Here is a 13,434-nt window from a genome sequence, read left to right as displayed (position 1 = left end):
CAACAAATCACCCGAAGGGTCAATGTTGTCGTTTCCGCTCGACTTGCATGTGTTAGGCCTGCCGCCAGCGTTCAATCTGAGCCATGATCAAACTCTTCAATTTAAGATTTTGTCGGCTCAATGAATACTGACTTCAAAACTGTCCCTTACTTAAAAAGTAAGAAGTAATTTTAAAGCTATTATCGTTCCAACAGAACGATAATGAATTTTGACTGTGTGACAGTAAGCGAACTTACTACCCTTAGGTCACGTGTTCATTGAAAACCATTTTACTTCCGAAGAAGTTGTTTATCTCTGCTAAAGCATAAGTAAACATAATGATTATCATCAACAAGTGTCCACACAGATTGATATAGGTCTATATTGTTAAAGAGCTTGTTTCGAGCCTTACTCGAAACGGACGGCCATTTTAGCTAGATAAGTCTCAGTGTCAAACACTTTTTAAAACTTATTTTTCTAAGCTCATTGAGCTTGATAGCCTACTGAATCGTTATTGGTTTTTGTTGAACCTTTCCCGTCTCAGTGGGGTCGCATTATAGGGAAGGATTCCGTCTTGGCAAGTACTAAATCAAACAAAAATGTACATTAACGCTCGTTCGCACACAATTCCATCAAAGCGTCTATTTAAAATACAAAAAGGGAGCTAACGCTCCCTTTTTGACGGTTTAGAGTGAGTTATTGACTAGCAATGACATTATCATTATTCACGATCAGCCTCACTGGCTTAGATGGGTCGAGCTTTCCGGCAAGAATTTCTTTGGCCAGTGGGTTCTCAACACTTTGCTGTATCGCCCTTTTTAATGGTCTCGCTCCATATACGGGATCAAAACCAACTTTGGCAATAAACTCGAGCGCTTGTTTTGAAACAGAAAGCTGATAGCCACTGTCTTCCATTCTCTGCGCTAGGCGCTCTAATTGTATTGCTGCGATAGATTCAATATGCTTCGCACCCAACGGATGGAATACAACACTCTCATCTACTCGATTTAAAAATTCGGGTCTGAAGTGTGATGTCACGACTTCCATAACTTCTCTTTTGATCCCTTCATAATCCAGCACAGCAAAGTTTTCTTGTATTCGAGATGAACCAAGGTTTGATGTCATAATCACGACGGTATTGCGAAAATCTACCGTACGCCCCTGTCCATCTGTTAAACGACCATCGTCTAAAACCTGCAGTAAGATATTAAACACATCTGGGTGCGCTTTCTCTACCTCATCAAGCAAAATTACCGAATAAGGTTTTCTACGAACAGCCTCCGTCAGATAACCTCCTTCTTCATAACCAACATAACCGGGAGGAGCACCGACCAAACGAGCAACAGAATGTTTTTCCATAAACTCAGACATGTCGATTCTTACCATTGCATCTTCACTATCAAACATAAAGTTCGCCAGTGTTTTACAAAGCTCAGTTTTACCTACGCCTGTTGGACCAAGAAAAAGGAATGAACCTATTGGTTTGTTAGGATCAGATAGACCCGCTCGGCTGCGTCGGATGGCATCTGAGACAACCTCAACCGCTTCTGCCTGCCCAATGACTCGCTTGTGCAGTACCTCTTCCATACGCAATAGCTTATCTTTTTCTGCTTCCAGCATTTTAGAAACAGGGATCCCTGTCTGCTTGGAGAGTACTTCCGCTATCTCCGCGTCAGTCACTTTATTTCGCAATAGACTCATTTCTTGCATTTCAGCTTGGGTCGCTAAGTCGAGTTGCTTTTCCAGTTCAGGAATACGCCCATACTGAAGTTCGGACATTCTATTTAAATCGCCAGCACGGCGAGCAACATCCATATCCATTCGAGCTTGCTCTAACTCTGTTTTTATATGCTGTGTACCCGACAAGGCTGCTTTTTCAGCATTCCAGACCTCATCAAGTTCAGCGTATTCGCGCTCTTTCGTTACTAATTCACTATTAAGAATGACTAAACGCTTTTCACTCGCCTCATCCTGTTCATTCTTAAGGGCTTGTTGTTCAATTTTGAGCTGAATAATTCTGCGTTCTAATTTATCTAAAGATTCCGGCTTTGAATCTATTTGTAATCGAATGCTCGACGCAGCTTCATCGATCAGGTCAATCGCTTTATCTGGTAATTGTCTATCTGTAATATAGCGGTGTGATAGACTCGCAGCCGCAACAATTGCCGGATCGGTAATCTCAACATGATGATGTAATTCATATCTTTCTTTCAAACCACGTAAGATCGCAACGGTATCTTCAACAGAAGGTTCATCAACGATAACTTTTTGAAAGCGACGTTCTAGCGCAGCATCTTTCTCAATATATTTACGGTACTCATCTAATGTCGTAGCCCCTACACAATGTAAGTCACCACGGGCAAGTGCAGGTTTTAACATATTCCCCGCATCCATCGCCCCTTCGCCTTTGCCCGCACCAACCATGGTATGCAGCTCATCGATAAACAGAATAATATTGCCTTCTTCTTTGGCAAGCTCATTCAGTACCGACTTCAAACGTTCTTCAAATTCACCACGGTACTTGGCGCCCGCGATAAGCGATCCCATATCAAGAGAAAGTACACGGCGTCCTCGCAATCCTTCTGGTACTTCATTATTAATAATACGCTGGGCAAGTCCCTCAACAATGGCCGTCTTCCCCACACCGGGTTCGCCGATAATCACGGGATTATTCTTAGTTCGGCGCTGTAAGACTTGAATCGTACGACGGATCTCATCATCACGACCAATAACAGGATCCAGCTTACCTTGCTCAGCTCGCTCAGTAAGATCAATAGTGAACTTTTCTAATGCTTGTCGCTTCTCTTCTGCATTGGGGTCATCAACTTTCTGACCGCCTCTAATTTGTTCAATAGCTTGATTAATTTTCGCTTCAGATAGGCCCATTTGTTTCAATAGTTGTCCTAAGGGACCTTTATCATCAATGGCAGCCAATAAGAATATTTCTGATGAGATATAAGTATCTTGACGTTTTTGCGTCACCTTATCGCACAGATTGAAGAGTTGTCCCATTGCACTAGACAACTGAACATCGCCGCCGACTCCTGTCACTTTAGGTAACTTATCTAGCAGTTCACCTAATTTTGAACGTAACTGAACCACGTCTACATTAAGCATGGTTAGCAGTGGACGAATTGAACTGCCCTCTTGGTTAAGTAAGGAAACCATTAAGTGAACAGGTTCAATATATTGGTGATCTCTCCCTAGCGCGAGAGATTGTGCATCAGAAATAGCGGTTTGGAATTTGCTAGTAAAACGGTCAAGGCGCATAGCAACCCCCTCAAATGACATACGACGTTATATGAAATTAAGATGGTTACACGGCAGGCATTTTTCAAGATTAGGAGATAAAAATCAGCGGTTGATCCAAACAAAGCTCGCCATTCGGCCCGTTTGACCATCACGGCGATAGGAAAAGAAACGTTTAGGATCAGAATAAGTGCATAAACCACTTTGAGTAATATCCATCACTCCTGCTCGTTCCAATTTGAGTTGGGCAATAAATGCAAGATCAGCTAACCACTTACCCGGCTCTTGTTTCGCTTGAAACGCAAGCTCAAATCTAGTGTCTAGTCGACAAAACGCATTCTTGACATCGTCGCCGACCTCAAAAGCATCGCGACTAATCGCTGGACCAATCCAAGCTTGAATATCTCCAGAAAAGCAATCTATCGCATTTTCAACAATACCATCAGCCAACCCCCGCCATCCCGCATGAACAGCAGCAATCTCATCTCCATCTTTGGAAGCAAGCAATATGGGTAAACAATCCGCAGTCATTGCAGATAGCACAATATTAGGCTGGCGAGTAAAAGCCGCATCCGCGTCAATCACGTCATTCGTAGAGGAGGTAATAATGGCGACAGTTGTCGAATGGGTTTGATTTAGCCAGATAGGTGAAGAAGGCATACTTGCCCTCTCCATTAGCTTTTGACGGTTCATCATCACATCTGATGCACAGTCACCAACATGGGTACCGATATTCAATCCATCAAAAGGGGCTTTCGAAACCCCTTCCTCTCTCGTTGACGTCACGGAAGTGATGGAAGGATGAGTGACCCAAGTTGGTTGAAGCGTGGACACTAGTAGTCGTCCTCTTCCTTATTAAGCTTCGCATCTTGTCTTAATGCTTCTGTCATGATGACCATATCTTGAGGGATTGGTGCATGGAACTCCATCTCCTCTCCAGAAACTGGGTGAGCAAATCTCAACATCACAGCGTGCAGAGCTTGTCTATCAAACGCACGAATCATCGACGTTAACTCTTCACTTGCGCCTCTAGGAATACGAGCACGACCACCATAAGCAGTGTCACCTAATAGCGGATGCTGCAAGTAAGACATGTGTACACGGATCTGGTGAGTACGCCCAGTTTCCAAGCGTAGACGAAGTCTCGTATGCTCTCGGAAGTGCTCTGCAACTCGATAGTGAGTGACCGCTGGTTTCCCCAGTTCATTCACTGCCATTAACACTCGCTTAGTCGCATGACGGCTAATGCCTTTATCGACCATGCCACCCGCAGTCATTTTACCGATCGCGATCGCTTCATATTCACGTGTAATATTACGCTTTTGCAGCGCTCTAACTAAACGTGTTTGTGCAGGAACCGTTTTCGCGACAACCATAAGACCTGTTGTATCTTTATCCAAGCGGTGGACAATACCCGCTCGCGGAACTTCAGCGATCGCAGGGAAATGATGCAATAGTGCATTCAATACCGTGCCGTCTGGAGTACCTGCTCCTGGGTGAACAACGAAATCTCTTGGCTTATTGATCACAATGATGTCATCATCTTCAAACACGATGTCTAGAGGAATGTCTTGCGCAATAAAACGCTCTTCATCTTCTAGTTCAGCTTGAATTGTGATCGATTCTCCACCCATTACGCGAGTACGCGGCTTGGTGATAACCTCTCCATCTACGGAGATTTTTCCCTCAAGTAACCACTCTTTTAAGCGTGAGCGAGAAAAATCTGTGAATAATTCAGCAACAGCTTGGTCTAATCTTTGACCTAACTGGCTGTCTTTTATTGTATTTGTTAATTCAATCTGCTGAGCCATATCGAACTTTTTAAAAAACCTTGGGACTAAGTAACCACTAGTGTGGATAATGTATCCCAACATTGTATCTGTTACTTGAGTGAAAAGTAATGGAGACTGACAAATATTTACGTCAAGGAATCTCGTTTTAGTATGAAACTGCTTAAACTGACAAGCTTACTTTCCCTAGCTTTGCTGTTTGGTTGTGCTGACAAAGAAGTCACCGTTCCAGATGTCCCACCATCACAACTGTACTCAGAAGCACAAGAATCACTACAAGGTGGTAATTGGACTTCGGCTATTGAGCGCTTGGAAGCGCTAGATTCTCGCTACCCTTTTGGCGCCTATACTGAACAAGTTCAGCTTGATCTCATTTATGCTTACTACAAAAATGATGATTTAGCCTTAGGCTTAGCGACCATAGAGCGATTTTCTCGATTAAACCCAACACACAATCGTTCAGACTGGGTACTGTACATGCGAGGTTTAACTCACATGGCCCAAGACCGAAACTTTATGCATGATATTTTCAAGATCGATCGTTCAGACCGAGATCCTGAACCCGTCAAAGCGGCCTTTTCTGATTTCGATCGTCTACTAAAACGCTATCCAGATAGCGCTTATGCTGAAGACTCTCAGAAGCGTCTAGTGGCACTTAAAAATCGCCTAGCGAATTACGACCTTGCCACCGCCGATTTTTATCTACGCCGCGAAGCGTGGATCGCCGCAATCAATCGCTGCCAAGAAATACAAAAGACCTTCCCAGATACTGAAGCGGCGAGAAAATCTCTCACGATTCAAAAGAAAGCCTATGAAAAATTAGGTATGGAAGATCAAGTTAAGCGCACCGAGACATTAATGGAACTCAATCCAGAGTAAACACGAGTCAAACCTACGCTTAAACAAAAACATAGAAAAAACGCTGTCCGTTGGGCGGCGTTTTTTTATGCCGTAAATTGGCAAAATATCGTTTTCATTTATATATTTACCTTTAACACAGTAGTAACAAGGGTTATATGTGAAAACATTTATATTATGTTTGATGCTGGCTTTCACTAGCTTTTCATCAGTTGCACTGGAGCTCACTCCCCTATCTAATGATCCCTATACTGGCGATCTAGATAGCCTGACTAAACGTGGCGTGTTGCGAGTACTTGTCGCTGCCGATCTTGGCTTTTACTATATCGATAAAGGGCAGCCAAAAGGCATTGGTGCTGAGCAGCTATATCATTTCGAGAAACAACTCAAAAAGAAATATCGTCATTTAAAAGTGCAAGTCATTCCTGTACCTCGCGACGATCTCATTCCATCACTCGTCCGGGGTTACGGTGATCTCATCATAGCTAACTTAACCGTTACTAGCCGTAGAGAAGGTGTCATTCAATTCAGTAACCCAATACTTACTGATATCAATGAATTGATTATTACCTCTGAGGACTACCCTAATCTCAGCTCGATTGAGGCATTAAGCGGCAAAGAAGTTTGGGTAAGGGCAAGTTCAAGCTATTTTGAAAGCCTTCAAACACTCAACAAAAAATTAACCGACAACAACCTGGCTCCTGTTTTTGTTCAATATTTAGAAGAGACACTGCAAGACTATGAGCTCGTTGAAATGATAAAGCAGGGCTATATTGGAGCGACTATTCTAGATAGCCATAAAGCCGAATTTTGGCGTAAAACGTTCAAGGATTTAAATATACATACCGACATGCCATTGCGAAGTAATGGTAAAATAGCTTGGGCAATGAGAAAAGAGTCACCGCAACTCGCCAATCAGGTGAATGCTTATATAAAAACAGCAAAAGAAGGCACCTTGCTTGGTAATGTTATCTATAACAAATATTTAGACAACACCTCATGGTTTGCAAGAGCGCTCGATCCTAAGTCGATTGAGCGGTTAAACGGCATGACTGACCTATTCAAGAAATACGCAGACAAATATGAATTCGATTTTCTCATGATTGCCGCGCAAGCTTTTCAAGAATCGAAACTAGACCAAAGCAAAGTGTCCCCTAAAGGTGCAGTCGGCATCATGCAAGTCCTCCCGAGTACAGCGAGAGATAGAAACGTTAACATCAAAAATATCAACAAAATCGATAACAACGTTCATGCCGGGGTGAAGTACCTAAGATTTATCCGCGATCGCTATTTTAATGATGATGCTATCACTGAGGACGACAAGGTCTATTTGTCGCTTGCCGCCTACAACGCAGGGCCTGGCAATATTTCAAAAATGAGGCGCCTTGCAACAAAGCATGGCTACGATGCAAATAAGTGGTTTGGTAACGTAGAATTGATGGCAAGACGTAATATCAGCTCAGAGCCTGTAACCTATGTGATGAATATCAACCGTTACTTCGTTATCTACAAGCAACTTGAGTCACTAAAAGAGATCCGGCAAGAGCAACAAGCAAAAAATAGTGATATTTCGTTTTATAAGATGCTGAATGACTAGAAACGGATTAAGAGTGACTTACATCACATTTTTCTGTCGTGCATTTTTTGTGCGGCAGGATTTTCAGGTCGTAACAATGCCCCAAAAACAGTGGATTTTTAGCGTATTACTCTTTCAAATTTAATGAATTTTCGAATAAAAGAAAGCCTTTTTAACACGATTCCATTCGATTTTTTGCGATAGATCACATTTAATTCTCATTGAATAACGCCCTGCCACTTTGGTGATCTAGGTCACGTTTTTTTACTATTGAATGAGTAATCTGGAGTTAACCCATAAGGGATGTCACAGAGGAAACGCATATGAGAGTAAACATTACTGGCAAAAATATTGAGATAACCTCTGCAATCCGTGAACACATTGAAAGTAAGTTTAAAAAACTTGAGAAGTGGCAAGTTGATATCATTAGTTGCCAAACCGCTTTCAGTGAAGAGCCGAACAAACAAATGAAATTTGAAGCTGCGATAACGGTACCCAAAGGCAAACTTGTCGCTTCCGCTTCTCATGAAGATCTCTACACAGCGGTCAATGAAGTTGAACAAAAGCTAGAACGACAACTGAATAAATTAAGACATAAGCCTGAAGCACGTCGTTCCGAAAAACTTGAGTTCGAAGAAGAGATTGAAGCTGAAGTCGAATAACGACCACAATTTTTTCTATAGCGCCTAAGGGCGCTATTTTTTTGCTTGACGGTCTATGCCTGCTTCCCTATTGTGTGGTTGGGTTCAATAAAAAGTAATTTGAAATGTTATACACACCTCCGTTCCTTTTTGACTTCTTTTTCCTCCAATAAACTTGGGGGCATCGTCGTTTACGAAAGAAAAGTCAAAAACGAACGGAAAGCCTCCCAAAAGGGAGGCTTTTTTATAAGGATAATTCGATGACCGATACTAAATATTCTCTTGATGAGATTCGACTACGTCTTAATGAACTAGACGACCAATTACTGCAACTTCTCTCTGAACGCCGCAGGTTCAGTATAGAGGTGGCCAAAAGTAAGGTAGAAACATCGAAGCCAGTACGAGATGCCTCTAGAGAGCAACAACTGCTCGTCAAACTCATCAATAACGGTAAAGACAAATACCAACTCGATGCGCCTTATATTACTAAGATCTTTCACACTATCATTGAAGATTCCGTTTTATTACAGCAGAACTACTTACAGAATTTAGCCAACCCGCAACAAAGCCGTAAGCCACTTGCTCGCGTTGCCTTCTTAGGGTCAAAAGGCTCATACTCTCACTTAGCAAGCCGAGAATTCTTTTCTCGTAAAAATACCGAACTGATAGAGCTAAACTGCGATCAGTTTAAAGAAGTCATTAAAACCGTAGAATCAGGTCATGCGGATTACGGCGTGCTACCCATTGAAAATACCAGCTCAGGTTCTATCAACGAAGTGTTTGATTTACTTCAACACACGACATTGCATATTGTTGGCGAGCTGACTCAACCTATCGATCACTGTTTGGTGGCGACTAAAGATATACAACTAGAGAAAATCAAAACACTCTACTCACACCCTCAGCCGCACCAGCAATGCAGTGAATTCTTAAGCCGACTTTCTGGCGTTGTTCTCGAATCATGTGCAAGTACCGCCGATGCGATGCAGAAAGTACAAGAATTAGGTCGTGATGATGTTGCAGCCATTGGCCATGCATCCAGCGGTAAGCTTTATGGTCTACAGTCCATTCAAAGTGATATTGCCAACCAAACAGAGAACCATACCCGTTTCATTATTGTTGCAAGAAAACCTGTCGAAGTTTCTACACAGATCCCTGCAAAAACGACCTTCATTATGTCGACCTCGCAAGAAGCCGGCTCATTAGTTGAAACATTGCTCGTGCTGCAACGCTACGACATCAATATGACGAAGCTAGAATCTCGCCCTATTATGGGTAATCCGTGGGAGGAAATGTTTTATGTGGATGTTGAAGCACATAAAGACTCTGAATCAATGCAGCTTGCCACTCAAGAGCTAATCAAAATCACTAAGTATCTAAAAGTGTTAGGTTGTTACCCTATCGACAACGTGAAACCTGTCATTCCCGATTTAAACGCATAAAAACAAAGCCCCAGTCATCACGCTGGGGCTTTGTTTACATTTATTATCACAGCGTTATATTAACTCAACGGCATGATTTTTATCTCTACGCGGCGGTTACACTTTCGCCCTTCAGAAGTAGAATTAGAGCAAATTGGGAATCGCTCACCATTACCTCGAGCAACCGCTCGGCCTGCTGCTACATTTTGGCTAACCAAAAACGAGCGCACTTGCTCAGCTCGCTTCTCTGAGAGCTCTTGATTGTACTGTGCATTGCCAGAGCTATCGGTAAACCCATCGATAACAAGACTGGTATCTGGATATTCGACTAACACTCGAGCAACACCTTTTAATGTACTGTTTATGCTGCTATTCAATGCATAAGAATTGCTATTGAAGCCGATTCCATTTTCTAACCTAAGTATCAGTTGGTTGTCGCCTGTTCGCTCGACTTGAACGCCGGAGTTAAGCAACTCTTGTCTTAAGGCCTTTTCTTGTTGGTCAAAGTAGTATCCCGCACCGCCCCCAATTGCAGCACCACTCGCAGCACCGAGCAAAATACCACGACTATCGCCACCAGAGGCAATCCCTACAGCAGTACCTGCTATAGCACCAATCACCGCACCTTTTGTTGCCGAATTCGTTTCGTATTCTCCTGTTGTTGCATTTTGTCGCTGCGTTGCCTGACACCCTACTAAAGTCATTAAACCAGCCATTACCACTACTTTTTTAATTTTCATTTCCATTATCTCTTGTCATTACGCGCGCAATAAATAGAACGACGTACTATATATTATTATTTTCTTTTAATGAACCTCTACGGGTTCACTTATAGCGTAACCCTGCAGGAAAAAATTAATGACATAAACAAGGAAAATTTACGTTAGAATTGAGTCTGTTAACTAGATAAATGGAATTGAACATCATGCAAAAGGTCGTCATCGCGTCACTCAATCCAGCAAAAATCAATGCGGTAAAAAGTGCTTTCGACTCCGCTTTTCCTGGCTTAGCTTTCGACTTTCAAGGTATTAGCGTCCCAAGTGACGTCTCTGAACAACCTATGAATAACGACGAGACACTATTAGGTGCGTGCAATCGAGTAAGCAATGCCCGCCATACGGTAGAAGATGGAGATTTTTATGTTGGGGTTGAAGCAGGACTAGACGGTGACTCTACTTTTGCATGGATGGTCATAGAATCAAATGGCAAGGTCGGAAAATCACGAAGCGCAAGCTTAATGCTACCACCAAGTGTAATCGCACAGCTTGCGCCAGATATTGAGTTGGGAGATGTCATGGATTCAACGTTTGGAACAGAGAATATCAAACAAAAAGGTGGCGCTATTGCCTTGCTCACCAATCATCAATTAACTCGCAGTTCCGTTTATCATCAAGCCCTTGTGCTTGCCCTGATCCCCTTTATGAATCCAGACCATTTCCCAAGTACTTCAGGAAAATAAGTACCTCAGGAAACTAAGTTTCGCTTCACTATTTGAGCAGCAAATCGCTCAGTGATACCTTTTTAGCGTCGCTCAAGCGTTTTACTTCAGCGGAGCCACGTGTAATTGTGGCGACGCCTACTCCAAGCATTTGGCTGATCTGTCGCTGAGACAGCTCACCTTTGAGCAGCTCACATAAAATATTAACCCTCGCGGTCACCGCTTCTCTTTCGTCGGGAGTCAGGAGCATTGTCATTAATGCCGCCTGTTGCTCTGGACCATCGGTTCGTTGAATCAAATCCAGCACTTGTTGCCAGTCTTGGTATTGAGGTTCCATTCACTTTTCCATCAGAGACGTTCCAGTGAGTATTCTACCCTTAAGCACCTAACCATTGGTAGTCTAGTATCGGTGATTCAGTTCAGCCGAGGTTAAAAAATCCCCTTCAACCCCGAGCCTATCTCGATAATAAGTTTGAAACATCAGTATATTTTGGACATAACCCCGCGTTTCCTTAAATGGAATGGTTTCAATAAAGGCAAACACATCAAGTTGTTCATCCGAGCGCTGACGCCAACGTTTTACTCGGTTTGGTCCGGCATTATAAGCGGCAAAAGCAAAAATGCGATTATCCTCATAATTGCCTAATAGTTCATTTAAGTAGTGAGAACCAATCTGAATATTTTTCCCCACGCGATAGAGCTCTTGGCTATTTTTATAAGGAATCTTATGTTTCTTAGCGGTGTATTTTGCCGTTGCTGGCATGATTTGCATCACCCCGCGAGCCCCTACGGGAGAGCGGGCTTCTACATCCATTGCGCTTTCTTGTCTTGCTAAAGACATCAGCATAACGCTATCCATATTGAGCTCTTTCGCATAGAAATCAAACCACCAGCGATGGGCGAGTGGAAAACGTAAGTTCATGGTATCCCACATTTTTGCTGAAATCGTTGCCACTACCGTAAAATGATGCCAGCGTTGCTGCCCAGCATAAGCTGCTAACATTGTTTTTTCTTCTTTAGAGACACGGGACAGCAAGTAGCGCCATTCGGATTTTGCGGCGGCAATCTTATCCCTATCAATTAATTCTCTAATACGAATCAAGCTTGTTTTATATGGCGCAAGCGTCTCCATATCGATGACAACTTGAGAAATTGGATACACGATGGAGTGCTGCAAATAGATCGCTGCCGCTGCACTATAAAAATTCCGATCGCCAACCAAGCCCTGCAAGCGTTGCTCACCGCCCGATGGGTTCCCTAACGCTATTTCTGTACGCGCCAACCAATACTGCCAGCGGCTGCTCTGCTTTTTCGCCTCAGACAACCTTGCTATCCAAGCCGAGAGTCCTTGCCAATCTACCTCCTGAATCGCAAGACGCGCTCGTCGTTCGATATTGGTGTCATTGACACTTTTCACTAGCACTGAATCACGCCATTTCGCTTCCGATGGCGACTCAGTATTAATTAAACGCATCGCCAAATATTCCGCCATAGATTGCTTTGAATCCGCAGAAATGTTGCTGTTCGACTCAAGGCTTGGCCATAAAGAAGAGGCTTGCTCACTATCAGAGCGAGCGAGTTTACGAAAGGCGGCTTCAATCAATAGCGCTTTATATGGTGCAGGGAAAAACTCATTAATGAACGATGTCACCGTTTTAGGAGAGGCAAATAAAGAGGCGACTTGCTTACCCTGTGATTTTCCAGCACTCGTTTTAAGCTGTTTATTGAGATATTTGATCAGCGAACCATTACGTGACTGGTAGGCATACGTCATGCGTTCAATGATATGTTCATCGGCTCGAAAGCCCGCTTTATTCCATGCTGAAAATAGAGGATCACACGCATCAGAGACACTCTCACCACTCTTCCACAGCTTCTCCGCGCCTTTGTACGCAGCTTCCTTATTACCCGTTTTTAGCTGAGCAACATGATAAAGACACTGGTATCGCTCGCCATTTGGATACGTAGTTTGAAACTCAAGCAGGTCACTCCAACGCTTCTGCTGAGCTAATCGGTCCAGGTAAGGGGCTCGAATACGGTAAGAAAATGGAAACGACTGATTACTCTCGATAAATGTATTTACCTGAGCGACCGACTTATCTTTCAGCTGTAACGAAAACACTCGATTATCGATATAGGGTGTTAATGGATAATCAGCGATTAATGGCCGCAATGCTTGATAGCCAGCGATGTCATTTTTATCTATTAGCGCTTGCGCTTTATCGTAGACTTCTCGCTGCTTAAGCCGTGATTTGTCCTCATCTTGTGCCTGAGCCATGCTTGTCCCAAATAGACACGACAACAGCGTTGTCCATAGCAAGCAACGATTTCCTTGTTTATTCATCTAACCTTATCCCTTTGAAGTGCTGGTAACCCGACCACTACAAACATTATTGTTATTATTTTTCCGCTCTTGCTACACGCATATAAGATACGGTTAATCTTCAATTTAAGACGATTACTAAGCTTATGCCAATCTCTT

11 protein-coding genes and 1 other annotated feature are annotated in these 13,434 nt (G+C 43.0%); of the genes, 5 read left to right on the top strand and 6 right to left on the bottom strand.

Going from position 1 to position 13,434, the window contains the following annotated elements; translation table 11 throughout:
* Window positions 1–675: 675 nt before the first annotated feature.
* The 3 genes from clpB to rluD form a co-directional block, all read right to left on the bottom strand.
* Window positions 676–3,249 (bottom strand): ATP-dependent chaperone ClpB, encoded by a 2,574-nt coding sequence (gene clpB / locus L4D74_RS21895; protein WP_428754613.1) that lies wholly within the window; start codon window positions 3,247–3,249, stop codon window positions 676–678.
* 84 nt (window positions 3,250–3,333) lie between these two features.
* Entirely contained in the window at window positions 3,334–4,062 is a 729-nt protein-coding gene (pgeF, locus tag L4D74_RS21890) for a peptidoglycan editing factor PgeF (protein WP_428754612.1), read from the bottom strand.
* Entirely contained in the window at window positions 4,062–5,039 is a 978-nt protein-coding gene (gene rluD / locus L4D74_RS21885; RefSeq protein ID WP_428754611.1) for a 23S rRNA pseudouridine(1911/1915/1917) synthase RluD, read from the bottom strand. The genes pgeF and rluD overlap by 1 nt, the downstream gene beginning before the upstream one ends.
* Window positions 5,040–5,171: 132 nt before the next feature.
* Between rluD and bamD the strand changes: the two genes are divergently transcribed.
* The 4 genes from bamD (at window position 5,172) to pheA (ending at window position 9,535) form a co-directional block, all read left to right on the top strand.
* Window positions 5,172–5,897 carry an outer membrane protein assembly factor BamD gene (bamD, locus tag L4D74_RS21880; protein WP_428754610.1) on the top strand — a complete coding sequence of 242 codons (726 nt, stop codon included), beginning with the start codon at window positions 5,172–5,174 and terminating at the stop codon, window positions 5,895–5,897.
* A gap of 163 nt (window positions 5,898–6,060) precedes the next feature.
* Window positions 6,061–7,473, top strand: coding sequence for an MltF family protein (locus tag L4D74_RS21875; RefSeq protein WP_428754617.1), 1,413 nt, complete (start codon window positions 6,061–6,063; stop codon window positions 7,471–7,473).
* A gap of 302 nt (window positions 7,474–7,775) precedes the next feature.
* Complete coding sequence (gene hpf / locus L4D74_RS21870; protein WP_250617550.1) at window positions 7,776–8,114, top strand: ribosome hibernation-promoting factor, HPF/YfiA family; 339 nt, start codon at window positions 7,776–7,778, stop codon at window positions 8,112–8,114.
* Window positions 8,115–8,220: 106 nt separating this feature from the next.
* Window positions 8,221–8,342, top strand: a sequence feature (Phe leader region).
* An 11-nt stretch (window positions 8,343–8,353) separates the two neighbouring features.
* On the top strand, window positions 8,354–9,535 hold the full coding sequence (pheA, locus tag L4D74_RS21865; RefSeq protein ID WP_428754609.1) for a prephenate dehydratase: 1,182 nt from the start codon (window positions 8,354–8,356) through the stop codon (window positions 9,533–9,535).
* Between the two features lie 59 nt (window positions 9,536–9,594).
* Here pheA and L4D74_RS21860 read toward each other — a convergent pair whose 3' ends face one another.
* Window positions 9,595–10,254 carry a YiaD family glycine zipper/OmpA-like lipoprotein gene (locus L4D74_RS21860; RefSeq protein WP_428754608.1) on the bottom strand — a complete coding sequence of 220 codons (660 nt, stop codon included), beginning with the start codon at window positions 10,252–10,254 and terminating at the stop codon, window positions 9,595–9,597.
* A 185-nt stretch (window positions 10,255–10,439) separates the two neighbouring features.
* Between L4D74_RS21860 and yjjX the strand changes: the two genes are divergently transcribed.
* On the top strand, window positions 10,440–10,973 hold the full coding sequence (yjjX, locus tag L4D74_RS21855) for an inosine/xanthosine triphosphatase (protein ID WP_428754607.1): 534 nt from the start codon (window positions 10,440–10,442) through the stop codon (window positions 10,971–10,973).
* Window positions 10,974–11,001: 28 nt separating this feature from the next.
* Here yjjX and trpR read toward each other — a convergent pair whose 3' ends face one another.
* A complete protein-coding gene (gene trpR, locus L4D74_RS21850; protein WP_250617546.1) occupies window positions 11,002–11,289 on the bottom strand; it encodes a trp operon repressor in 288 nt (95 codons plus the stop codon).
* A 63-nt stretch (window positions 11,290–11,352) separates the two neighbouring features.
* On the bottom strand, window positions 11,353–13,296 hold the full coding sequence (locus L4D74_RS21845; RefSeq protein WP_428754606.1) for a transglycosylase SLT domain-containing protein: 1,944 nt from the start codon (window positions 13,294–13,296) through the stop codon (window positions 11,353–11,355).
* Window positions 13,297–13,434 lie beyond the last annotated feature (138 nt).

Origin of the sequence: Vibrio cionasavignyae, from assembly GCF_050337155.1 — a bacterium.
Taxonomy (GTDB): Bacteria; Pseudomonadota; Gammaproteobacteria; order Enterobacterales; family Vibrionaceae; genus Vibrio; species Vibrio nomapromontoriensis.
Note: the sequence above shows the minus strand (reverse complement) of the source record. Positions and strands in the feature narration are given on the sequence as shown.

What these genes read in the sequence shown, in the direction of transcription:
- yjjX (WP_428754607.1), top strand. Translation starts at nt 10,440, where the DNA reads ATGCAAAAGGTCGTCATCGCGTCACTCAATCCAGCAAAAATCAATGCG.
- L4D74_RS21875 (WP_428754617.1), top strand. Translation starts at nt 6,061, where the DNA reads ATGCTGGCTTTCACTAGCTTTTCATCAGTTGCACTGGAGCTCACTCCC.
- clpB (WP_428754613.1), bottom strand. Translation starts at nt 3,249, where the DNA reads ATGCGCCTTGACCGTTTTACTAGCAAATTCCAAACCGCTATTTCTGAT.
- hpf (WP_250617550.1), top strand. Translation starts at nt 7,776, where the DNA reads ATGAGAGTAAACATTACTGGCAAAAATATTGAGATAACCTCTGCAATC.
- bamD (WP_428754610.1), top strand. Translation starts at nt 5,172, where the DNA reads ATGAAACTGCTTAAACTGACAAGCTTACTTTCCCTAGCTTTGCTGTTT.
- trpR (WP_250617546.1), bottom strand. Translation starts at nt 11,289, where the DNA reads ATGGAACCTCAATACCAAGACTGGCAACAAGTGCTGGATTTGATTCAA.
- pheA (WP_428754609.1), top strand. Translation starts at nt 8,354, where the DNA reads ATGACCGATACTAAATATTCTCTTGATGAGATTCGACTACGTCTTAAT.
- L4D74_RS21845 (WP_428754606.1), bottom strand. Translation starts at nt 13,296, where the DNA reads ATGAATAAACAAGGAAATCGTTGCTTGCTATGGACAACGCTGTTGTCG.
- L4D74_RS21860 (WP_428754608.1), bottom strand. Translation starts at nt 10,254, where the DNA reads ATGAAAATTAAAAAAGTAGTGGTAATGGCTGGTTTAATGACTTTAGTA.
- rluD (WP_428754611.1), bottom strand. Translation starts at nt 5,039, where the DNA reads ATGGCTCAGCAGATTGAATTAACAAATACAATAAAAGACAGCCAGTTA.